At 62.6% G+C, this 20,769-nt stretch carries 21 protein-coding genes and 1 tRNA gene; 10 read left to right on the top strand and 12 right to left on the bottom strand.

The features are described 5' to 3' along the window. The first annotated feature begins 30 nt into the window (after positions 1-30). From ABD742_RS15400 to ABD742_RS15380, 5 genes are all read left to right on the top strand, one after another. Entirely contained in the window at positions 31-654 is a 624-nt protein-coding gene (locus tag ABD742_RS15400) for a CDP-alcohol phosphatidyltransferase family protein (RefSeq protein WP_234750731.1), read from the top strand. Next, positions 654-1,559 carry a DMT family transporter gene (locus ABD742_RS15395; protein ID WP_234750730.1) on the top strand — a complete coding sequence of 302 codons (906 nt, stop codon included), beginning with the start codon at positions 654-656 and terminating at the stop codon, positions 1,557-1,559. The genes ABD742_RS15400 and ABD742_RS15395 overlap by 1 nt, the downstream gene beginning before the upstream one ends. A 110-nt stretch (positions 1,560-1,669) precedes the next feature. Then, positions 1,670-2,866, top strand: a complete 1,197-nt coding sequence (locus ABD742_RS15390; RefSeq protein ID WP_234750729.1) for a glycosyltransferase — start codon at positions 1,670-1,672, stop codon at positions 2,864-2,866. Between the two features lie 101 nt (positions 2,867-2,967). Then, positions 2,968-3,041: transfer RNA gene (locus tag ABD742_RS15385), tRNA-Ile, on the top strand. Between the two features lie 143 nt (positions 3,042-3,184). Continuing rightward, a complete protein-coding gene (locus tag ABD742_RS15380) occupies positions 3,185-3,667 on the top strand; it encodes a hypothetical protein (protein WP_234750728.1) in 483 nt (160 codons plus the stop codon). A gap of 235 nt (positions 3,668-3,902) precedes the next feature. Here the strand turns inward: ABD742_RS15380 and ABD742_RS15375 are convergent, their stop codons facing one another. Beyond that, positions 3,903-4,154, bottom strand: a complete 252-nt coding sequence (locus ABD742_RS15375) for a hypothetical protein (RefSeq protein WP_344788442.1) — start codon at positions 4,152-4,154, stop codon at positions 3,903-3,905. A 505-nt stretch (positions 4,155-4,659) separates the two neighbouring features. Between ABD742_RS15375 and ABD742_RS15370 the strand changes: the two genes are divergently transcribed. Continuing rightward, complete coding sequence (locus ABD742_RS15370; RefSeq protein WP_234750726.1) at positions 4,660-5,016, top strand: hypothetical protein; 357 nt, start codon at positions 4,660-4,662, stop codon at positions 5,014-5,016. Positions 5,017-5,060: 44 nt separating this feature from the next. Here ABD742_RS15370 and ABD742_RS15365 read toward each other — a convergent pair whose 3' ends face one another. Together ABD742_RS15365 and ABD742_RS15360 are read right to left on the bottom strand one after the other, a co-directional pair. Next, positions 5,061-5,288: a hypothetical protein gene (locus ABD742_RS15365; protein ID WP_234750725.1), complete on the bottom strand. Its 228-nt coding sequence runs from the start codon at positions 5,286-5,288 to the stop codon at positions 5,061-5,063. Positions 5,289-6,258: 970 nt separating this feature from the next. After that, positions 6,259-7,326, bottom strand: a complete 1,068-nt coding sequence (locus ABD742_RS15360; RefSeq protein WP_344788440.1) for a YncE family protein — start codon at positions 7,324-7,326, stop codon at positions 6,259-6,261. Positions 7,327-7,944: 618 nt separating this feature from the next. Between ABD742_RS15360 and ABD742_RS24380 the strand changes: the two genes are divergently transcribed. Next, positions 7,945-8,238 (top strand): DUF4158 domain-containing protein, encoded by a 294-nt coding sequence (locus tag ABD742_RS24380; protein ID WP_234750723.1) that lies wholly within the window; start codon positions 7,945-7,947, stop codon positions 8,236-8,238. Positions 8,239-8,431: 193 nt separating this feature from the next. Here ABD742_RS24380 and nagB read toward each other — a convergent pair whose 3' ends face one another. From nagB to ABD742_RS15330, 6 genes are all read right to left on the bottom strand, one after another. Continuing rightward, complete coding sequence (gene nagB, locus ABD742_RS15355) at positions 8,432-9,211, bottom strand: glucosamine-6-phosphate deaminase (protein WP_234750722.1); 780 nt, start codon at positions 9,209-9,211, stop codon at positions 8,432-8,434. 24 nt (positions 9,212-9,235) lie between these two features. Next, the gene (locus ABD742_RS15350; RefSeq protein ID WP_234750721.1) at positions 9,236-9,928 is read right to left on the bottom strand and encodes an N-acetylmannosamine-6-phosphate 2-epimerase; all 693 of its coding nucleotides are present in this window, start codon (positions 9,926-9,928) and stop codon (positions 9,236-9,238) included. Positions 9,929-9,939: 11 nt separating this feature from the next. Further along, entirely contained in the window at positions 9,940-10,863 is a 924-nt protein-coding gene (locus ABD742_RS15345; protein WP_234750720.1) for an N-acetylglucosamine kinase, read from the bottom strand. 68 nt (positions 10,864-10,931) lie between these two features. Next, positions 10,932-11,777 carry a carbohydrate ABC transporter permease gene (locus ABD742_RS15340; protein WP_234750719.1) on the bottom strand — a complete coding sequence of 282 codons (846 nt, stop codon included), beginning with the start codon at positions 11,775-11,777 and terminating at the stop codon, positions 10,932-10,934. Beyond that, the gene (locus ABD742_RS15335; RefSeq protein WP_234750718.1) at positions 11,777-12,700 is read right to left on the bottom strand and encodes a carbohydrate ABC transporter permease; all 924 of its coding nucleotides are present in this window, start codon (positions 12,698-12,700) and stop codon (positions 11,777-11,779) included. The genes ABD742_RS15340 and ABD742_RS15335 overlap by 1 nt, the downstream gene beginning before the upstream one ends. A gap of 8 nt (positions 12,701-12,708) precedes the next feature. Next, complete coding sequence (locus ABD742_RS15330) at positions 12,709-14,037, bottom strand: ABC transporter substrate-binding protein (RefSeq protein ID WP_234750717.1); 1,329 nt, start codon at positions 14,035-14,037, stop codon at positions 12,709-12,711. A 188-nt stretch (positions 14,038-14,225) separates the two neighbouring features. Between ABD742_RS15330 and ABD742_RS15325 the strand changes: the two genes are divergently transcribed. From ABD742_RS15325 to ABD742_RS15315, 3 genes are all read left to right on the top strand, one after another. Then, positions 14,226-14,927: a GntR family transcriptional regulator gene (locus tag ABD742_RS15325; protein WP_234751052.1), complete on the top strand. Its 702-nt coding sequence runs from the start codon at positions 14,226-14,228 to the stop codon at positions 14,925-14,927. A gap of 620 nt (positions 14,928-15,547) precedes the next feature. Beyond that, positions 15,548-15,979 (top strand): DUF309 domain-containing protein, encoded by a 432-nt coding sequence (locus ABD742_RS15320; protein ID WP_234750716.1) that lies wholly within the window; start codon positions 15,548-15,550, stop codon positions 15,977-15,979. Between the two features lie 1,099 nt (positions 15,980-17,078). Further along, complete coding sequence (locus ABD742_RS15315) at positions 17,079-17,507, top strand: hypothetical protein (protein ID WP_234750715.1); 429 nt, start codon at positions 17,079-17,081, stop codon at positions 17,505-17,507. 789 nt (positions 17,508-18,296) lie between these two features. On the opposite strand, the gene ABD742_RS15310 is transcribed toward ABD742_RS15315, so the two are convergent. Genes ABD742_RS15310 through ABD742_RS15300 form a run of 3 tightly spaced genes read right to left on the bottom strand, consistent with a single transcriptional unit; the run spans position 18,297 to position 20,769 of the window. Beyond that, positions 18,297-19,280, bottom strand: coding sequence for a heme-dependent oxidative N-demethylase family protein (locus ABD742_RS15310; RefSeq protein ID WP_234750714.1), 984 nt, complete (start codon positions 19,278-19,280; stop codon positions 18,297-18,299). Further along, complete coding sequence (locus ABD742_RS15305) at positions 19,280-20,251, bottom strand: PDR/VanB family oxidoreductase (RefSeq protein ID WP_234750713.1); 972 nt, start codon at positions 20,249-20,251, stop codon at positions 19,280-19,282. The genes ABD742_RS15310 and ABD742_RS15305 overlap by 1 nt, the downstream gene beginning before the upstream one ends. Then, a complete protein-coding gene (locus ABD742_RS15300) occupies positions 20,248-20,769 on the bottom strand; it encodes a zinc finger domain-containing protein (protein WP_234750712.1) in 522 nt (173 codons plus the stop codon). The genes ABD742_RS15305 and ABD742_RS15300 overlap by 4 nt, the downstream gene beginning before the upstream one ends.

Raw genomic sequence — 20,769 nt, 5'->3', positions numbered from 1 at the left:
GTCAGCTGCGGACTACGGAAAGGGGGACAGGTGAAGTTCATCGGTGCAGGCGCACGCCCGGGCCAGCCACAGATCGACCATGATCTCATCTTCACGGTCCCCAATTTCCTGACTGTTTTGCGCTTCATGGGCGTCCCGCTGTTCGTGTGGCTGGTGCTGTGGCAAAGGGAATATGGTTTCGCCGTGTTGGTTCTCGCCATCATGGGCGGCACTGACTGGGTGGATGGCTACGTCGCGCGGCGTTTCAACCAAACCTCCAAACTGGGCCGCATCCTCGATCCCGTGGCGGATCGCCTGGCGCTCATCACCGTCGCTGTCACGCTCGTCATCGCCGGGGTGGTGGATTGGTGGTACCTGGCCGCCCTGGTGGTGCCCGACGCAGTGCTTGCCACAGCCTCATTGTTCTATTTCCATAGCCACCCCGACCTCCCCGTGAGCCGGATCGGCAAGATCCGGACGGCGTTCCTGCTCCTGGGCACGCCTCTTCTGGTCCTCTCCAAGCTCGCGGTTCCCAACACCCGTGTCTACTTCGTGATCGCCTGGGTCTGCCTGGGCTTGGGTCTGCTAGGGCACTGGGTGGCGGCCTACAACTATTTCTGGGCAATCCTCCGCAAGGGCAAAGAACTCAAAGCCAACGACGGCGGTCGCGGCTGATGGTCTGGTTCGCAGTCCTTCTTGCGGTGCTTGGCGCCTTTTGCCTTGCCATTGGCGCCCAGCGCCAGGGGAGCGCGGTCAAAGCGGATACCGGTGGCCTCGCCCTGAGTTCCCACGGTTTCCTGAGGCTTCTGCGAAATCCGCGGTGGATGCTCGGCCTGCTGTTGCTTGCCTTGGGCATGGGCATGAACGCCATTGCCCTGGTGTCAGCACCGCTGACGGTGGTGCAGCCCATCGGAGCCATCGCCTTGGTCATCACCACGGTGGTCAACGCCAAGGACCAGGGACTTAAAATCAATCGCGGCACGGTAGTGGCGATCTCGGCTTGCGTGACCGGCTCTGCGATGTTCGTCCTGTTGGCCGTCAACGCCACCCAGGAGAACCACCACGTCAGCGGCGAGGACGAAATAACCATCGTGCTCCTGTTGACCCTCGCCGTCGGGCTCTTTGGAACGTTGGCCGTGGTGTTCCGACACCGCTTGAGTGCTTTCGTGTACATCCTGGGAGCCGGTGTGTTGTTCGGATTCGTCGCGGTCCTGACACGTATCATCGGCCGGCACCTGCTGGACCCCAACGGGCACTTTCTGCTCAATGTGCAGTGGTACACCGTAGTCGCCATTGCCGCGGCAGGCGGGCTCGGCTCCTGGTTCGTGCAGAGTGCCTATTCGGGTGGGCCGCCGGATTTGGTGATCGCAGGGCTGACTGTGGTGGACCCCATTGTGGGAATTGCCATCGGGATCGCAATTTTGGGTGAGCTTCGTCCCGATGTCCACGCCGTGCTTGCAATCGGCATGGCTGTGGCCGCTTCCCTTGCTATCGTGGGGGTTATTGCCCTGAGCCGGCACCATCCGGAGGTCACCAAGCGAAAACGTGACGCGAAGGCGGCTGCAAGCCGGAAGGCCTAGGGCAAAGTTCGACAACCGTGCCCCGCACACCCGCGGCAGGCAACCGGCGAAGACACCGCAGGGCCAGGCGTTTTGCGATGTTCGCACCGTGACCATCAGGAGTTCTCCACGTGACCGTTCCCGAAACCAACAAACCCCTCACCATCCTGATTGCGGCGGAAACCTACCGCCCGCAGGTCAACGGTGCTGCTCAGTTCGGGTACCGGCTTGCCAAAGGCATGAAGGCGCGCGGACACAATGTCCATGTGCTGGCCTGCCGGGCGGACAACGGCAAGAGCTTCACCGAATTCGGGGATGAAGGCACGGTACACCGCCTGAAGTCCCACGGAGTCTTCACGCACGAGTACTTCCGCATCTGCTACCCCTGGGAAATCAAGAACGACATTCGGCTGCTCTTCGACAAGGTCCAGCCCGACGTCGTTCATATCCAGAGCCACTACTCGATCGGCGAACACGTTCTCTACGAGGCGAAGAAACGCGGCATTCGGATCATCGCCACCAACCACTTCATGCCCGAAAACCTGAACCCCTTCCTGCCGTTCCCGCAATGGTTCAAGGACATCATCGGGCGGGTGTCGTGGAAAGACATGGGCAAAGTCATGGGCCAGGCCGACGTCGTCACCACCCCCACGCCGCTGGCCGCGAAGGCCATGCACCAGCACGCTTTCCTCCGCAAGGTCCTGCCCCTGTCCAACGGTATCGACGCGGCGGCTTATGAACTGGCGCCGGGGGAAGAGATCGAGCCGCATGCCAACCCCACCGTTCTCTTTGTCGGCCGCCTTGCCGAAGAAAAGCATGTGGACGTCCTGATCGACGCAGTCTCCAAGACACCCGCCGAACTCAATGTGCATCTTGAAATCGTCGGCGGCGGCGAGGTCCGCGCCGCGCTGGCGGCCCAAGCCAAGCGGCTGGGCCTGGGGGACCGGGTCAAGTTCCTGGGCCTGGCGAGCGATGAGGACCTGAGGAAGGCGTACATTCGCGCTGACCTGTTCTGCATGCCCGGAACCGCCGAACTGCAGTCCCTCGTGACGCTCGAGGCGATGTCGGCGTCGACGCCGGTTCTTCTCGCCAATGCTATGGCCCTGCCGCATCTGGTGCGCGAAGGCGAAAACGGGCATCTGTTCACGCCGGGGGACAGCAACGAGTTGGCAGCCCGGATCACCGAGCTCTTCCGCCTGCCGGCCGGCGAACTCGAAGCCATGGGCAAGGCGAGCCGCGCCATGGTGGAGCCGCACAGCATCCAAGGCACATTGCAGACGTTCGAAGACCTCTACCGCGGGGCGAGCTATGAAGACAAGGTCATCTAGTCGCGTGGACCCGGCGTAGGCCGCCGCTTGGCATCGGGAGCCGAAATGTTTTGCTAGAGTGTTTTGGCCGGGGACGCTGACAAAGCGGCCCCCGCCGACTCGGGGCTATAGCTCAGCTGGTTAGAGCGCGGGACTCATAATCCTAAGGTCCTCGGTTCAAGTCCGAGTAGCCCTACCGCTAGATTCTGCGGGTTTCAGCCCGTTTTGGACTGACCTCGTAGAAGCTCGTGGCACTAACTTGGCACTACGCGGAGTTATCCACAGGCTAAGCGCCCGTTTTGACCTCACCGTTAAGACGGGCGCTTTCTGATTTGTTGGGTGACCCGCCAGAAGAATAAGCACGCTCGCCATACTGCCGATAGCTTTGACAGCATGATCGAAGACGCGTTCTACCCCGACACGGGCACACGGAACTTCATTGACGCTGCCAATGTCAAGAGGGTGCAAGTGCTCGCCTTGGTGATAGTTGAAGGTCTGACGGCTTTCACGGTCAACGCGGGAAGTGGATCGTCATCACCTGTGAACGTCTACAAAGGGCAACTGAAATACGTTGCACCGAACCAGCAAGGCACAATCAAATCAGAGCACACCCACATCTCACCACCAGAAAACCATCCCGGTGGCTGGCTGTGGTTGAACGATGACGAGGACTACCACTGGGGCGAGGTCCTGAAACTGACGAAAGAAGGGCGATTGCCACTGTCGTTCTTCGAGCATCTCTCTGATGCGAGCATCGCCAACGCCGTATCCACTGCGATCGATCTCTCCCGCACCCTCGATCAGGCCTTGCCAGGCCGGTGACAGTACGGACAGATCAACCTGGCTAGGATCTCTAATACGGACAGATCAACCTGGCTAGGATCTCTAATACGGCCGGCCAAAACGTCCGGCAACGCCGCCAGGGCGGCCAATGTTGGGGCCCCGCCTGCGGTGGCCCCAAAGGGTTCCGCCGATGCCAACGCCGGCAGGAAGGACCGCACCGTGGTGAACCGGCGCATCATCGCGGCCGCGGTGTCAGCCTCGTTGCCGTCCGGATTCACCAGGACGTGAAGGGGAGAATGACGGCAACCAAGGCGGCTATCAACATGATGACCAAGACGACGGCCGTCACAGTCCTGAGGGGTCCTTTGACTTCATTTCCGTCTTTGTCGAATAGCCGCAGCCCCCGGCCAGGAGGAGAGGATACCGGTTTGCGGCGCTTGGCCAACAAGTAGACTCCCACACCTCCAGCAACGACGATAAGCATCGGTATGAATCTGGCGAACCACGGAAGCGCTTCCTGCGACATTCGTTTGCGTCCTTCGTACGGAGACACTCGCTGAAGAGAAGGTTGAGGTATTAACCGGTGTTGCTGTCCTGTACTCCCGTATGACGCTCGCTTCCGCACGCCGTCAACTGTCGATGGCGCCGGTATCAATCGAGAGCCAAGCCCGGCCACCTTTCCGACGCTCCGCATGACGGGTGGCTACTTGGAGGAAACCTAGACGGAAGTCCACAACAGAATTGCATCCTCTTGAGTATGTCAACCCAATTGAGGACCACTGAGACGGCCTGATCCAGGACCACCTACGAGCCTACTGACCGGGTCGCCGAATTCGGACCGATCAGGGATGTCACCGCCTCGCATGGTGTGAGTCCCGGAGCTATCCGTGTGGCGTTTCGTCTGAACGGTCCTCAGACAAATCGCGGCAACCTCGTGATTCACTGGGGCATGGGGTATTCAAGCGAACGAAGCCGGCCGACGTGAGCACCCTGCCCTCCGACTTACTCAATGGTGGATATGGAGCGTTGACTTGGTAACCAGCGATCCTGGGAGTCGGCTACTGGCAGGGCCCACAGCCTTCGCCCTGATGCGCATGCGTTTCAGAAGTACAACTGTTGCTTTGGCCTTCCTCGCCATCATGGGCGTCCTGAACGTTTCGGGCATCCCACAGTTGTGGCCCATGTATACCGCTGCAGCTGCCATGCTCGTGAGCGGCTTTTCGGTCGCATTCCTGATCCTATATGTTGCGATAAAAGCAGAGGCGGAGGGCGAAGCCGGCGGACCAGGCGAGGACTACCTGCAACGGGCGGATTTCCTCGAGATCGTTCAGTCCGCCAAAGCCGAGGCAGAAGAATCTGCACAGAAGAGCCGAACGTCCCGCCGCTGAGCGTTAGCCTGCGGTTTGTTGGGCGATGGTGTGGACGAGCGTGTCTAGATGACATGGTTGAGGTACAACGCGATCAGGAGGAATGAGGCGATGAGCACCCATACCGGTGCCAGGCCCCTGCGCGGGGCGACTTTCCTGATGACGGTTGTCCGGCCGATGACATAGACCGTGGGCAGGAAGGCCCAGATCCAATGGAAAGGCCGTACGACCCCGACGCCGCGCAGCTTCCGCCAGTCCAGGTAGCCCAGAACACCGGTGGCACCAAAGGACATCACGGCAGAGAAAATAGGTCATGTCTGCTCCATATGCCTCGTAGCGGGCCTGGGGTGTCAATGGAGTCCGGTTCGAATCCGGTCTTTGCCGCACAAGAATGGCTGGACAGCGTCGAGCCATTCTAAAGTCCGATCCGGGGCCGAGGCAGTCCTGCACTCCATGGCGGAAGGATGAACGGCCAGTGGCACCATTGATTTCGTTTGGCGGTTAAATCGCAGTTTGAAATGGCGGTCTGCAGGTCCGTTCGCGGAACGACCTGACACGATCTCGGGAGTGTGGCGAAGTCTCGCCAAGTGTACTCTCAAGGCAATTGGGGTTAGGAAGGGCGGAGTGCTTCGGTCCGAACTCCTCGATTGAAGGAGGAGCCAACAGAACGATCCGTCTTATCAAGGGTCAGTTCGTCGAGATGCTCCAGCCTGCAAAAGCCCTCTTCCGATGCTTCCTCGCGTCCGTCGCGCTCTGATTTCTCCTTGGAGCGCTGAACGGTCCGGAATGGTTGCTTCTGCTGATTGTCTCCGTCATTGGACTTTCAATCTTCCTTTTTGGCCTCTGCATTTTCAGGGACGTCAACGGCGCGGCAACTGGCTGGTCCCTTATGTACAAAGAGAGCAAAGGAATACCGCCGGAAGGCTTCACTTTCGTAGATGTTCCGACGATAAAGTTCATGGGCTTCATGTACATGTGAATGGGTGTCCTGGCCTTTGTAGGCATGGCACTCGAGGCCTTCAGGCAGGCATATTTCCCAGGCACACGGCAAACCAGCGAAGGAAAACCCGGACGGAAAAGCCGTCTACCCGAAACCGCTTGGGCAGGCACTTCAGGAAGTTCATCGCCGCAGCCCACCGGCTACTCCCGGCGCTGGCCGCCGAACTGGCCGTAGCCCGTCAGCAGCTCGCTTCAGTCTGAGTACGATCCAGAAGCCCCGGCAGCTCGACCTGTCGGGGCTTCGTCCTGTTGCGTTCGGGCTGATTAACCGCGGTTATGGTTCACGTACGCTACGCATTGCCCTTGGTTCTTAAACTGTAGATAGTTCACCCAGCCGCCGTCCTTGCATTGGTCCTTGCTCGTCGGGTTGGTGTTCCCACTGATCACGGACACCGTGCCGCTCGTGTTGGAGTTGCCGACGTAGACGGAATGTGTCCCCGGGTCCACCGCCACTATATACGGACTGCTGCCGACTGGGATGGTGTTGGTCACGGTGGTCCCGTTGATCACGGACATCGTGCCGCCGGTGAAGTTGGTGACGTAGACGGTGTGTGTGTCCGGGTCCACCGCCACCCCATACGGGCTGCCGCCGACGGGAATGGTGTTGGTCACGGTGGTCCCGTTGATCACGTACACCGTGTTGTTGCCAAAGTTGGTGACGTAGACGGCGTGTGTCCCCGGGTCCACCGCCACCTGATACGGAGTGCTGCCGACGGGAATGGTGTTGGTCACGGTGGTCCCGTTGATCACGGACACCGTGCCGCTGAGGAGGTTGGCCACGTAGACCGTGTCTGTGCCCGGATCCACCGCCACCCCAGACGGACCGGTACCGACGGGAATGGTGTTGGTCACGGTAGTCCCGTTGATCACGGACACCGTTCCGCTGCCGGTGTTGGTGACGTAGACGCTGTGTGTGCCCGGATCCACCGCCACCCCCTCCGGACGGGTACCGACGGGGATGGTGTTGGTCACGGTGGTTCCGTTGATCACGGACACCGTGTCGCTGTAGTAGTTGGCGACGTAGACGGCGTGTGTGCCCGGATCCACCACCGCCCCCCTCGGACCGCTGCCGACGGGGATGGTTTTGGTCACAGTGGTCCCGTTGATCACGGACACCGTGCCGCTGCCCGAGCCGCCGAAGAAGCCGAAGTTGGCGACATAGACGGTGTGTGTCCCTGGATCCACCGCCACCCCCACCGGATTGATGCCGACGGGGATGGTGCCGGTCACGGCCGGGGCGGCAGACGCCGCCTCCGTTGCGATCGGGGCGCCCACCAGCGCCACGGTGAGAACGGCTGCAGCACCAATTCGGGGGAAAGAAAGACTACGCATGCGATCACTCCATGTCCTGAGGTGTTTGTGTGTGTGGTCTTTGGTTGGTCGAGGTGGCTCGAGTTGGGGGTAGTCATTCCGATTCGCTGTGGTGGCTTTCCCAGCGGGGTGTCCAACGCTTGCCTTACCGGTCCCCTGGCGGCCGAATAGTTCCGTCACAGCGCCCGGTCCGGCGATATTTTGCAAATCATCACGGAAGAAATGAACGTTACTCGTCGAGTCCGCCCGGCGGACGAGTCAGGAGTCTAGGATGCCATCGCGACGGCAAGTGGCGCCCCGACTGCCGGGTCCTGGACGTTCCGAGCATGGAGGTCTCCCAACGCTTATGCGGAAGGACGCATCACCCATCGGGCGGAGACCTTGCGTTTCGAATACGACACGGGTGAACCCTGACGTCGGCGCTCGTGCCCCCACAACGGGCTGGCTTGAGCGGCCGGGCACAGGGAAGACCCTACCCAGTCCATTTGGCAATCGCTTGAGTGGTCGCTACTTGTTAATGGCGGCACGTTTTCCTCGTCCGAATTACTCGTTACGCGCCTCATGGGCCCAGTACTCCTATAGCTGTCCTGAGCCGCCAAGTTCGTGCGGTTCTAGGACTGACTGTGCGATTGTGGTGGAATGACTGGGCTTATTGAGGAATGGACTTTGGTTGGGCGCGATTTTGAGCTGCTCGGCCAGAAGCCCGGCTCCACGCGCCTGGGGTTCGCGTTGTTGCTGAAGTTCTTAGAGAATGAGGCAAGATTTCCCAACGGGGCTGATGAGTTCGACCGTGTGGCGGTGGATTATGTTTCCGAGCAGGTTGGAGTTCATGCTCAAGACTTTGTGTCTTATGCCTGGACGGGACGGACAGTCGAGCGTCGCCGCTGTGGTCTCTTTCTCGGCGGGACGTGCCGGGGAGCCGGAAAGCGGTGAAACGTGGCAGCCGTAACATCCGGGGATCGGCCTGACGATTGCGGGGAACGGTCCCGTCCCATCCGCCGGCTGGCAGGCAGAGCTGTGCCAAATTTCCAGTCATTTCCCGTCCGATTTTTCAACAATGTACCTGTCGAATTGGGAGACGCGCCCAATGCTTCGGTTGCGCCTTCTCAGTCCTCGCTTCGGTCGCTCAATAGGCCTGCCAAGCGGGTTTATTTGCGTGGGCGTACCGGTAATAGTCCGTTTGCTCGAGCTGTGAGGCCGCAGGTGTGTCGATGAGGACGGTCGCGTGGGGGTGGAGCTGGAGCGCCGATGCTGGGCACGCGGCCGTGACGGGGCCCTCGGCGGCTGCGGCGACGGCGCGGGCCTTCGCTTGGCCGAGACCAATGAGCAGTAGATGACGGGCCTCGCGGATTGTCCCGAGCCCCTGGGTTAGGACGTGGTAGGGGACGTCGTCGAGGCTTGGGAAAAAGCGCGCGTTGTCGAGGCGCGTCTGCTTGGTCAGGGTCTTGATCCGGGTTCGCGAGGCGAGCGATGACATTGGCTCGTTGAATCCGATGTGGCCGTCCGTTCCGATGCCCAGGATTTGGATGTCGACGCCGCCCGCAGCCTGGATCGCCGTGTCGAAGCGGGTGGCTTCGGCTTCGGGGTCTTTCGCTTGGCCGTCGATGCTGTGGACAGCCGTGTCGCGGAGGTCCACGTTGTCTGTGAACTCGCGCCGGATCACCGAACGGTATGACTCCGGGTGGTCGGGCGGGAGGCCCAGGTACTCGTCGAGGGTAAACGCTTCCGCATCCGCGAATGAGAGGCCGGCGTCGCAATGGCGCCGGATCAGTTCTTCGTAAGTGCCGAGGGGTGTCGATCCTGTGGCGAGCCCGAGAACGGTGCGGCCCTTTTCGAGGCGGGCTTGGATGATGTCGGCGGCTGTGCGGGCAACCGCATTGGGGTCGGGCAGGATGATGATCTCCATCGTGGGCCAGCTCCTAGAGTGAGGTCAGTTCGGGACGTGGGTGGCTTGGGCCGCACGCACGAAGTCGCCGGCGAGGGCGTAGGTGTCAGTGGCAGCCCTGCCGACGACGATTGCGCCAGCCCCCGCGCGCATGCCCGCGGCGATGTCAGCGGGGGTCGCGTAGCGTCCTTCCCCGATGACGAGGCGGTACGGATGGGCTTTTGCGAGAATTTCCACGGCTCTCAGGTTGGGGCCGTGAGGCCGGACGTCTTGGGAGGTCTCCGGGACGAGTGTGGTGCCGAGAAGGTCGGCGCCGGAGGCGACGGCGGCAGGCCCTTGAGCCGGGTCGCTGAGGTCTGCCATGACGATGAGGCCACGTTGCTTTGCGTGCGCGATGACTTCAGCGAGGGTCTGGCCGCCGGGTCGGGGTCGGTCGGTACCGTCGAGCGCCACAATCTGCGCCCCGGCGTCGGCGACGATGTCCACATCGTGGGTGGTTGCGGTGATGTAGACGTCGCTGTCGGGGTAGTGGTGTTTGCGGATGCCGATGATGGGCAGGGTGCAGGCGGCCTTGATCGCGGCGATGTCGAGTGCGCCTTCGGCGCGTATGCCCACGGCGCCTGCTTTCTGGGCGGCCTGCGCCATGCGGGCCATGACATGGGGGTCGCGGAGAGGGCTGTCTTCGGGGGCTTGGCAGGAGATGATGACTCCTCCGCGGAGTCCGTGCGTGTTGTCCAAGTGGTTTCCTTTCATGGTGTCCTTGCCTCGGTGGCGAGGGGGAACAAGGAGTCGAGGGAGTCGAGTTCGGCGAGCTGTTCGGCGCCGTCCAGGGATGTGCCTGCGGGGGTGGTGCGGCGGCATTCGGGGAAGTCTTCTTGCAACCGCCGCGTAAGCGTCGGCTCGAGCAGGTCGATTGCGGCGGTAATACCTCCGAGCAGCGTGTAGTCGCAGTTTGGCCCGAGGCCTGCGCGTGTCGCGGCCGCTGAGACGGCTGTTGCGATGTGCTGCGCCGCTTGGTCCCAGATTCCCTGGGCGACGGGGTCGCCTGAACGCGCGGCCTCTGCCACTGAAGAGGCGAAACCGGCGACGAGGGCAATCGGGGACACGGCGGCTGCGACGATGCCTGGAAGATTCTCGATCGGACCGAACTTCCCGATCGCGGCGTCGAGCAGGGCTTGTGAGCCTGGGCGCCGCCCGTCTGCCGCGCTGAGGGCAGCGATGAGGCCTTGGCGGCCGATCCACCAGCCAGCGCCGTCATCTCCGATCATTGCCCCGACGCCGTCGACCCGGGCGGCTCGGCCCTTGGGGCCGAAGCCGAGGGCCACGAGTCCGGTTCCGACGGCGGCGATGACCCCTTCCTTGTCGCCTCGGGCGCCGAGGTAGGAGGTGAGGGCGTCATCGGCCAGGATCAGCCGTTGCGTGCCAAACTGTTCCTCCAGAAGCCGCATTGACGGGGAGGGATCGGGAGAACGCCCGTGCAGGCCGGTCAGCCCGCCGACGATTATGTCGAAGCGGGAGTTGCCGGATGCCTGGGCTGCTTGGTTGGCGAGGTTGAGCAGGAACTGATGCAGGGGCTGGCCGGGACGATACCCGGGGGCGGTGAGTTCGCATTCCAGTGCTGAACCTGAGCGCACCCGCGCGCGGACCGCTCCTTGCCCGAGGTCGAAAGCCATCGTTCTCCGGTTTGGCCGTTTGCACTGCCCTGGATGATCTGTATCGGGTGGTGTCACTGCCATCTCTTCTATTTGATGGCCCCGGCCGAGAGACCTCGCACGAGGTAGCGCTGGGCAAAGAAGGCGAAGCTCAGCGGGATGATCACGGACACGACCGTCACCGCGGCGAGGTTTCCCCAGGCGATCCCGGCGCTGGTGACGAAAAAGGCGGCCCCTACTGTGACCGGCACCGCGTTCGAGGCCGAGAGGATGACGGCGAAGAGGTAGTCGGACCAGGAGAAGACGAATACCAGGATGCCTACGGCGACCAGCCCGGGAGCGAGCAGGGGCAGCACGATCGAGAACAGGCTTCGGAAGGGACCCGCACCGTCGATCGTGGATGCCTCTTCGATCTCCACGGGGAGTTCCCTGAGCGTGCCGCAGATGATGAGCAAGGCCAGAGGGAGGTTGATGAAGGCGTTCGCAAGGACCAGGCCGACGATTGTGTCGTAGGCCCCAAGAGACGAGAAGATCAGGAAGAACGGGATGGCGAAGAACATCGCCGGGACCAGGCGCAGGCTGGTGATGATCTGCAGAAGCCAGGACCCTCCGAACCCGAGCCGCACGATGGCGTAGCTCGCGGGCACCGCAATCACCATGATCAAGGCGACCGATCCGAGGGAGATCTGGGCCGAGTTGGCCAGGAACCCAAGGAAGTTGTAGCCGGAGCCGCCGAGGATTGCCGTGAAGTGCTCCAGGGTGAGGCCGCCGTCGAAGGAGAACGGCGACAGACCGATGGCAGCGTCGGTCTTCAATGACGTGATCAGGGCGTTGACCAGGGGCAGATTGATCACGAGAGCGATCAGTCCGATGACTACGCTGCGCCACCATACATTCGGTTTCCGGCGCTTCAGTGTGACGGGTGGGTAGCTCATCAGACGGCTCCTCGGGTAATGCGCCGGACCACGACAGGCACCAGCGGAAGCATGATCAGCGCGACAATGAGGGCGGCGGCGGAAGCGGTTCCGAAGTTTCCTGCGGAGAGGATCTTGTAGATGTAGATGCTCAGCGTCGTGGTGTTGTCGCCGGGGCCGCCGGAGGTGAGGACGTTGATGGTGTCAAAGGTCCTGAAGGCGTCGATCGCGCGGAGAAACCCGGCGATGAAGATGGTAGGGACCATGAGGGGAATCAGGATGGAGACCACGAACCTGGGGTAGTTTGCCCTGTCCAGTTGCGCAGCCTCGTGTAGCTCCCCCGGGACTGACTGGAGCGCGGCGTGGAACAGAAGGAAGGTGAATGGGGTCCACTGCAGGACGTCCAAGCCCATGAGCATTGGTACGACCGTACCGGCCCCAAGGAGCGGCACGTCGACCCCGATCGAATGCAGGAAGCCGGGCAAAAGGCCGATGTTGGAGTTTAGTAGAAGCCGGAACATGATGCCCATCAAGGCGGGGGCGATCATGATCGGGAGGATGACCGCGCTGAGCAGGAACTTCTTGCCCGGGAAATCCTTGTCGAACAGGAGTGCAAGGCCGAATCCGAAGGCCAGCTCGAAACCGGTCACGACCACTGTGTAGAGAAGGGTGAACAGCGCAGAGTGCCAGAATCCGGCATCGGTGAGGACTGCGCCGAAGTTGCCTAGCCCGACCCATGTCGGCGTCGGGTCCAAGAGCGTCTTGGATGTCAGGGCGGACTGGACGCCGTAGACAATCGGGAAGGCGACGAACAGTGCGAGAAAGACCAGCAGCGGCGCGCTCAGGATCCACCGCGCCGGGCCCCGGTTTGCGGGGCGCCGACGACGGCTCCCCTTCCTCCCCTCGATGGTCGGGCGGGTGGTCAAGGAAGAAGGAGCCGTCATCGTTGAATCTACTTCCCTGCCAGCTTGGCGACGTCCGCGTTGGCTTTCGCCAACGCCGAGGAGACATCTCCCTGGCCGACCCACGCGGCAGAGAGGTCGTTGGCGAGGGCGGTGTAGACGTCGAATGCCTTGGGCAGCGCAGGCTCCGAGAAGCTACCGCCCGAGAGCGCCTTGTTCAGTGCGGCGGTGTTCGGGTCGGTCTTGGTCGAGAGCGCCTTGGGCATGGAGGCGATGCCGCCGTCCCCGACGTAGCTGCCCATGGTTGCCGGGTCGTCGAGGTACTTGATGAACTCTTGCGCCTGGGACGTGTGCTTTCCGTACTTATTGACGCCCAGGGACAGCGCGTGAACATGGGTCTTGCCGCCCGGAACCGGGGCGATGCCGATCTTTCCGGCGGTCTTTGGCGACTTGGAAGCATCGTTGAGCTGGGCATAGCCGGCATTCCACTGGACGGCGAACGCGGCGTTCCCGCTGCCGAGCGCCGCCTCGGTCTCGGGGAATTCAGCCTGGTCGGAATCAGCCGCGGTAAGTCCCTTCGTATACACGGTCCGGTAGACGTTCACCGCATTCTGGGCCGCAGTACTGGTCAGGTCCGGCTGGCCGGCGGAGTTCAGCCAGTTTCCGCCCAAGCCCCAGAGGACGTCGTCCCACACCATGGCGTTGTATAGCAGGTTCTTGGCCTGCAGCTGCGTTCCATAGGGCGTGGGCGAGTTCGGGTTGTATTTCTTGGTGAAGTAGGCCGCGGAGGCGATGTAGTCATCCCAGGTCCACTGGTCCGGGCTCTTGGGTTCGAGTTTCTTGCCGAGCACGTCTTGGCTGATCTTCTCGTAAGTCGGCGCGTCTTTGAGCATCTGGTCGATCAGGTCGGTCCGGTAGTAAAGAAGGTGCACGCTCGGATCCAGCGGGATTCCGTATTGCTTCCCGTCAACCTGCAGCGACTCAACGGGGGCCTTGAAGTAGTTGTCCCCGTTCAGTGTCAGCGGCTCCAGATAGGGCGCGTGCTGAGCAACCAGGTAGCTCGTGGTGCGGTAGATGTCGTAGTCCGAGGACTGGGTGGACATCAGGGCCGCTTCCTTCGCGAAGGTGTCTGTGCGGCTGAGCTGGTCGATCTCTACATGGATCTTATCCTTGGCGCCCTGCCCGGAGTTGAAAGCATCGACCAGCTTTGACATCGAGTCTGCCTCGGGTCCCGGCTCCATGATCATCTTCAGATTCGTTACGCCATTGGCGTTGGTGGACGAAGAGCCTGAGGCTCCGCATCCGGACAATGCGATGCCCACAGCAACTATGGCAATGGATGCGACAGTGGCGTGGCGGGGGAGTGATTTGCGAGTCATTAACTTCTCCTCATCAGCGGCACGATTGGTACGTACCAAATAGTCCTAGGTCTGGACCTGCGTGCTATCGTAACAGTAGGTTTTTCCGTCGGTCAATGGATTCTGAGAAGATGAATCCGCTCGAAGCTTGGGACTGCCGGTCGTTGCCGGTGCCAGGCGTCAGCAGGAAGGGGTATACGACCGTGACGATGCAGGTCAAGCACGAGTGGGTGCGGGAGGAGATCCTCCAGAACATGTCAGGGCTCGAGCCTGATGCTCCGCTGCCCCAGGAGCGCGAGCTGGCCGAGCGCTATCAGGTCAGCCGTTCCACCGTGCGTCAGGCGCTCAAGAACCTGGCGACCGAAGGGCGCATCTACGCGGTCCGGGGCCGGGGGACCTTCGTCGCCTCCCAACGCATCTCCAAGGACAGTCGGCTGACCTCGTTCACGGAGGACATGATCGCAAGGGGTCAGCGGCCCGGAACCCGACTGCTGCAGGTGGAGCAGGTACCGGCCGCGCCCGAAATCGCCGCCAAACTCGAATTGGAATCCGGAAGCGCCATCCTCCACCTCGAGCGCCTGAGACTCGCTGACGGGTTCCCCATGTGCTTTGAGGAAATCTGGCTCCCCGCACACATGTACCCGGGCCTCCAGCACCAGGATCTCGAGCGCCCCCTGTATGGCGTCTTCGCCGCCAGCTACAACTTGCGCATCGACCGCGCTGAGCAACAGATCAGTGCTCAGATTCTCAAGGGCCGGATAGCCGATCTGTTGAATGTACCGCCGGGGTCAGCCGCACTTGTTGTCGTCCGGAGGAGCTCCGACGAGAAAGGACGGATCGCAGAGTACGCCAAGAGCATCTATCGCGCCGACAGATACGACTTTCAACTCACCGTCAGCCGATCCGGCTGACGGACCGGCGCCTCCTAATTCCCGACCGGGCCACGAAGCCTCAGCATGGTCCTGGAGTGAAAACCCATCATCTTGCGAATGACAGGCGTTACTTAAGCGCGCCCTTCCCTCACACCATCGGGGTGTCCGTCGGGCCGGTGTATGCCGGTTCGGCGTCGTGAGCCATGGAGCCTTCGCTGAGCGCAAGGCCTCGGGACTTGACGGTGTCCAGTGAAGGAAGCCGTCCCACTTCGTCTGGTAAACCGAGCCGACGGGCAGCACATTTTCGCGCGGGATCGAAGCATAGCCATGGACGGCGGGAACCCGGGACAGGGGGAGCGGGGGCAGAACGTCACCAAAGGGTGCGGGCCGGCGCTTACCGAAGAAGCGGCCTGAATCGTCGTCCCCAGACCATGCTCACAGGGAGGACGGCCAGTTGTAACGTACTCGGGGAAATCCTTGGGAAATCCTGTGGAGAGGCAGGAAGTACGGGTGAACTTCCTTGGCGAGGAGAACATGCCGTGGTCGGCCGCCATCCCGACGGGACCCTTTGCGGCGGAACGGATGTTCGAAGGCCCGGGCCTTAGCATTGGGCGTATGAAGGTTGGTAAGGTCCAGGGACGCTCAGGGCGGAAACTGCAATGACCGGTGACAGGGATCGAGATGCTTCAAGGCGCCCGCGGCAGGCCCGGCCACGTGATGCTCTTGGGCGGCCGCTGCCGTACGGAAGCGCTGGCGTCGAGCCTGTCTCGGAGGAGCCGCTCCCGCCGGCGCAGACGTTGGTCTCGGCCCGGAGCCTGGTGGAAGCTGGCCGGCCCTTCGCCGCCCATGAGGTACTCGAGGCCCGTTGGAAAGCTGGGCCGGCCGAAGAGAGCAACCTTTGGCAAGGTCTCGCCCAGATCTGCGTCGGTCTCACCCACGCCGCGCGAGGGAACAGCGTTGGCGCGCTCCGGCTCCTTGAGCGCGGTGCGGCCCGACTCGAGGAGTACGGTTCCGGGGAAGGTCCGAGGTACGGGCTCGACTTGTCCGCCGTCGTGAGTTGCGCCCGTGATCGGATGCGCACCGGCCGCTGAGCTGGCGACAACATCCTCACCGCAGGCGGCGGAGGCAATATTGTGACTGTTGACTTTGTTTGCCGCTTAAATCGCAGCTTGAAATGGCGGTTCGGAGGTCCGTTTGCGGAACCATCAACGGAGCATCGGAGGCGTGCGCATAGAGATCTGTCAGCGAGCTTACCGCAGGTATTCGTTGAGCGTTCGGAACACGGTGTCTGAGCCGCCATCCCATGTTGGTCGCGGGTCAGATTGTCCGGGTGCGGGCGCGTAGAGCCACCAGAGGTTCTGCCATGGGTCCTCAGCTTCATCATCACTTTGAGGCGCTCGCGCTCCAGGGCAGTTGCTATGTCCGTCAAGCCGCTTCCCGAGGGCTGCAGCACGGTGACACCCCGGATCACCTCCCGACACGGCGCGGCTCATCAACCACACGAGAAGGGCCTTCGGCGCAGAGGAACCCGCGCGCCTGCTCGGCAAAGACGGACGCATCGCGCATGCCGGGCTACGGATCGGTGACTCGGTGGTGATGATGTTCGACGCTCGACCGGAGTGGCCGCGACCCCCCCGGCTTCCTCCGCCTCCAGGTGGAGGATGCCGACGTGGTGCAACGTCAGGCCGTTGCGGCGGGCGGTACCTCGGTTACCGAGCCCACCCACCTGTTCTTCGGCGACCGGGTCGGGGGGTGCGCGACCCGCTGGGCAACCTGTACTGGATCCAGACCCGTGTTGAGGACCTCAGTCCGCAGGAGAGGTAACGCCGCCTCGGTGACCCCGAGTTCACCGCAGCAATGGACCATGTCCAAAGTGCTGACTTCTTCCCGGGACGAGGGATCTCCAGCTGACGACGTCCAGTTCGGGGAGTCTCAAGACCACAGGCGGCGGAGGTCGTTTGGGAACCTCCTTCGGGATGGCGGGTGTTTCGTGGCAGGTGGGAAAAATTTTCGAGAAACGATCCCCGGCGCGTGACTTTTCCGGGTGGTGCGTCGATTACCGGTGTGTGGGCCGCGGGGGCGGCCATGTTGTCCGGAACGTCGACAGACCGAACCCATGGAGGGTCTCATGTCCTTTTTCACCGCTCTCACGGGCAGCAAAATGGCTGCTCGAGTTTTGGACACACAACCATGAACGCTGTCAGGATCGGGCCCGTCACCACCAAGGACACGGGCGAGGTAGTCCCCGCCGCCGTAGTCCTTGGCGATTATCCCGTGAACGACGGATATGGCTGGATGGATCTGATCAGGGAACACGGATGGGCCGCCATCCCCAACTGGGGGGCCGATGGGTGGAACCTGGGACAGTGGCCATTTGTCATCGTTGCAGCCACCCGCACTGCAGACGGTGCCGGCAAACTGTTCGGGGTCGCCAGCTACCGCGACGGCGACGTGACCTGCACGTACTACAGGACTGAAGCCAGACAATGGGATGAGATTACCAAGCACGCTCACTACTGGTGGAAGCACGGCCAGGCCCACGCCCCGGCTGACCTTCCCGAGGACGCCGCCCAGCTCCTGAGCCGGTACCGCCAGCCCTGCACCGGCCTTTTCAGCTAACCCACCCCAATGCCTTGCACTCCGGACCCACCAATATGTGACTGGTACGACGTCCCTCGCGCCAGTCGATCGCAATCCGAGCGATTTGGCAGGGCCATCTCAGTGTTGCCAGCATCCCGATAGAGGCCGTCGTGTCCATCCTTGGCACGGCTGTCAAGGGTGGGCCGCTGGCCCATCACGCAGTGAGGCGAACGGGCCCTTGACCGAGCGTCGGGGATGGCGAACATATGAGGCCGGGATGCGATCCCAGCCTCACGAAGGCCGCGTACACAGCGATGCCTTCGGTGATGTGTCCGGACAAGGCATGTCCTCTATGCTTCCATGCGCGAAGACAACCACGCGTTGAAGTCGCTCCGGCACCTTCCGCGGTGCTGAGGCTCGCTTCTGGCGTTGTTCTCATCAGTCTCTCCGTCGTCTCCGCGGTTTGATCGCCGGCGGAAGCGCCAGCTGCATTCCTCTTCATAGGATCGGAGGAGGTAGGCGGCATGACCGTTGAAACTCCCTTGCGGAAGATTCGGACCGGTCTAAAAGTGCTAGCCGGAATCCTGCGACATGCCCCGCCAGGCGGGGCGATTCGCCCACCGTTTACCCACCGGAAACTATGGCGAGCAACGAAAAATGATGAGCACGCGCGGTGCCCATTTGGGCCGTTCCACCCCGGAATGTAGCCCTACCCGAAAAGAGCCCCTGAGCTGCGCAGATCAGGGGCACTTTCATTTTCGCGTTCTGGAGCCGCGCCGACCATCGCACGCCCAAGGCCGCCTGAGAGGAATTCCCCAGGCCTGGGCCTCAGCCTCCGAGAAGCCAGTTGGCCGCCGCATCCCGGTAACGGGAGATTCCTTTGTAGTCCGCCATGTCCTCCGGCAGCTCGGCCAGCACGCGGCCAAGGCGTTGTCGCCACGCCGGAACGGCGGAAATTTCGGCCAACGAGATCATGTGGGTGCGGACAAGAAACAGGATGGCGCCGGACTGCGGCAGTCGGATGAGGTGCTGGACTTCGACTCGCAGGTGGAGCCGTTTGGGCAGTTCCGGGTCGTCAACCACTTCCAGCCGGTCCGGTCCCCATTGGGGATAGGTCTCGGTGGAGGTGTCGAGTCGCCGGTCCACCGTCATGGTCCAATTCGTCCGCCGGTACTTCTCACCGGGCTGCAGCCTCATCAGGAATTGCTGGGCCCGCGTGATGATCTGCTCTTCGTGGACCCGGGGCACCGGGCCGTGGACCTCGAGGAAGCGCATGCCGACGTCGAAGCCCAACGACCAATCTGCGGCAAAGGTGATCACGCCGGCGTCCAGCCAGAGGGCGCCTTCGCGCTGATCCAGCAAAGCGATGTCGTCCTGGATCTGGCTGGCGATGAAGCGCAGGGGCTCCATCGGCAGGGTCGACGCATCACCGATGACGAAGTTGATATCCAAGCGCAGGAGGTCGTTGCGCCAGTGGCAGCGGCGGCGTTCGCGCGTGAAGGACATGACATCGGGATAGTCGGCGGCCAGCACTGGCAGCAAGGTGGTGATGGTGTCCCAGACGGCTGGCCCCATGTGCGCGAGCATTGCGATGCGTGACGGGTCACGATCGAGTATTGCCGCCCGTTCCTCCAGCTCGGAACGGTAGTGGGGATCGATTTCGATCAGCCGGTCTCCCCATCCACCGGCATCCGTCGACACGAACTGCGGGGCTGGTTCCACGTTGGTGCTGTAGCGGTAGGAGTCTTCGCGGAACGGGAACGGGAAGCGCTGGACGGACGGCGTGAGGGTTGATCCCTGCGTGCTTAACATCAAAAGTCAATCTCCAGTCCGGCATCACGGCTGCGTGAAACGCAGCACATTATCGAATTGTTGGCGGTTTTCTCGGCGTCGGACAAGTAGAGGTCCCTGTGTTCAGGCGTTCCACGAAGGACGGGCAGGACGCACTCGCCGCAGACGCCCTGACGGCACATAAACGGCACTTTGAGGCCGGAGTCTTCGAGGGCTTCGAGCAACGACGTGCCCGACGGTACGTCCACCACGGTCCCGCTCCTGCTGAGCCTCACGCTGAACGGTTGGCCTGGATCGAGGTCGGCGGAACCGAACGGCTCCGAATGGAGCCGGGATGCGGGCCACCCGGCTTCACTTGCGGCGTGGAGGACCGTGTCCATAAAGCCCTGCGGGCCGCAGACATACAGGTGGGTGCCCAGGGGCTGTTCGCCGAGCCGGACGGCGAGCGCGGCCAGGAAACTGCTCCGGTCGGTGCACTCGTGCAGGCTCTCCCCGCAAAGTTCCCGGACGTCGTCGAGATGGGCTCCCTCGCCCTGCCGGTAGGAATACAGCAGGGATGCGGAATGACCCCATTCAGCTGCGGCGCGCATGTGCGACAGCATAGGTGTTATGCCGATGCCGGCGGCAATGAGCAAATGGTGCCTGGCCGTGGCGACCGGAGCGAAGGCGCTGCGCGGACGGGACACAGTGAGCCGGGCACCCGGCGCGAGCCGGTGCAGCGTGGCCGAGCCGCCTCCGCCGTCGTCGACCCGCAGCACGGAAATGGTGTATTCATCGGGAAGGACACCCGAGCCGGTGAGGGAATAGGCATTGGCCTTGTCCCCGCACTGGACAATTACATGGCTGCCCGGGACGTAGGGGGGCAGCCCGTTTCCGGCTGGGTCGCGGAAGGTGAAACTCCGGATTGACGGTGTCTGGTCGGTGACATCCGCGAGAACAAGTTCCAGGGCGTCGTGCAACGCGGGTGCTGATGCTTCCGCTGTCGCTGTCATGCGGCATCCTCCTTAGCTGGTTCTTCGGCATCCACCATGTAGCCCAGGTACGTTGCCGTGCGGCGTGAGAAGTGGTGGTAGATCACGAGGTTCCTGTGGCACCCCATGCACACCACCACTTCGCCGACGGGCTGGTCCGTGGCAGTCGTGGACTGGCAATGGGGGCAATGGACCCTTCGGGAGCCGTCCGGCGTCATCAGCAGGACCAGTTCCTCGTCCACGGCGCCCATCGTGAGGGCAAGGGCCCGGCAGGCGTAGACGTCCGCCTCCGGTCCGGCCAGCACCACCCGGATGCCGACGACGGCGGACGCCAGGCGCGTTTGCAGCGCGGCGGCTGCGGCGTCGTCACCCGTCCGAAACGCCACATGCTGGCGCTGGATGGAGGGGTCCAGCCGCCGCAGCCATGCGTCTGTCTCCCTGGACCCCTCGCTTCCGAAGGACACTGCGAAGTACTCGCGGGCCTGTGCCGGGGGCGGAGCCGCCCCCGGCCGGGGCACGCTGGAATGGCGCGGAATCAT

The organism is Arthrobacter ramosus (genome assembly GCF_039535095.1).
Lineage (GTDB): Bacteria > Actinomycetota > Actinomycetes > Actinomycetales > Micrococcaceae > Arthrobacter > Arthrobacter ramosus.
Note: the sequence above shows the minus strand (reverse complement) of the source record. Positions and strands in the feature narration are given on the sequence as shown.

Bases quoted from the DNA above. Each gene is read 5' to 3' on its own strand.
- ABD742_RS15395 (WP_234750730.1), top strand. From the start codon at position 654: ATGGTCTGGTTCGCAGTCCTTCTTGCGGTGCTTGGCGCCTTTTGCCTT.
- ABD742_RS15375 (WP_344788442.1), bottom strand. From the start codon at position 4,154: ATGTCGCAGGAAGCGCTTCCGTGGTTCGCCAGATTCATACCGATGCTT.
- ABD742_RS15365 (WP_234750725.1), bottom strand. From the start codon at position 5,288: ATGTCCTTTGGTGCCACCGGTGTTCTGGGCTACCTGGACTGGCGGAAG.
- ABD742_RS15360 (WP_344788440.1), bottom strand. From the start codon at position 7,326: ATGCGTAGTCTTTCTTTCCCCCGAATTGGTGCTGCAGCCGTTCTCACC.
- ABD742_RS24380 (WP_234750723.1), top strand. From the start codon at position 7,945: ATGACTGGGCTTATTGAGGAATGGACTTTGGTTGGGCGCGATTTTGAG.
- nagB (WP_234750722.1), bottom strand. From the start codon at position 9,211: ATGGAGATCATCATCCTGCCCGACCCCAATGCGGTTGCCCGCACAGCC.
- ABD742_RS15345 (WP_234750720.1), bottom strand. From the start codon at position 10,863: ATGGCTTTCGACCTCGGGCAAGGAGCGGTCCGCGCGCGGGTGCGCTCA.
- ABD742_RS15340 (WP_234750719.1), bottom strand. From the start codon at position 11,777: ATGAGCTACCCACCCGTCACACTGAAGCGCCGGAAACCGAATGTATGG.
- ABD742_RS15335 (WP_234750718.1), bottom strand. From the start codon at position 12,700: ATGACGGCTCCTTCTTCCTTGACCACCCGCCCGACCATCGAGGGGAGG.
- ABD742_RS15330 (WP_234750717.1), bottom strand. From the start codon at position 14,037: ATGACTCGCAAATCACTCCCCCGCCACGCCACTGTCGCATCCATTGCC.
- ABD742_RS15325 (WP_234751052.1), top strand. From the start codon at position 14,226: ATGCAGGTCAAGCACGAGTGGGTGCGGGAGGAGATCCTCCAGAACATG.
- ABD742_RS15320 (WP_234750716.1), top strand. From the start codon at position 15,548: ATGACCGGTGACAGGGATCGAGATGCTTCAAGGCGCCCGCGGCAGGCC.
- ABD742_RS15315 (WP_234750715.1), top strand. From the start codon at position 17,079: ATGAACGCTGTCAGGATCGGGCCCGTCACCACCAAGGACACGGGCGAG.
- ABD742_RS15310 (WP_234750714.1), bottom strand. From the start codon at position 19,280: ATGTTAAGCACGCAGGGATCAACCCTCACGCCGTCCGTCCAGCGCTTC.
- ABD742_RS15305 (WP_234750713.1), bottom strand. From the start codon at position 20,251: ATGACAGCGACAGCGGAAGCATCAGCACCCGCGTTGCACGACGCCCTG.
- ABD742_RS15300 (WP_234750712.1), bottom strand. From the start codon at position 20,769: ATGATTCCGCGCCATTCCAGCGTGCCCCGGCCGGGGGCGGCTCCGCCC.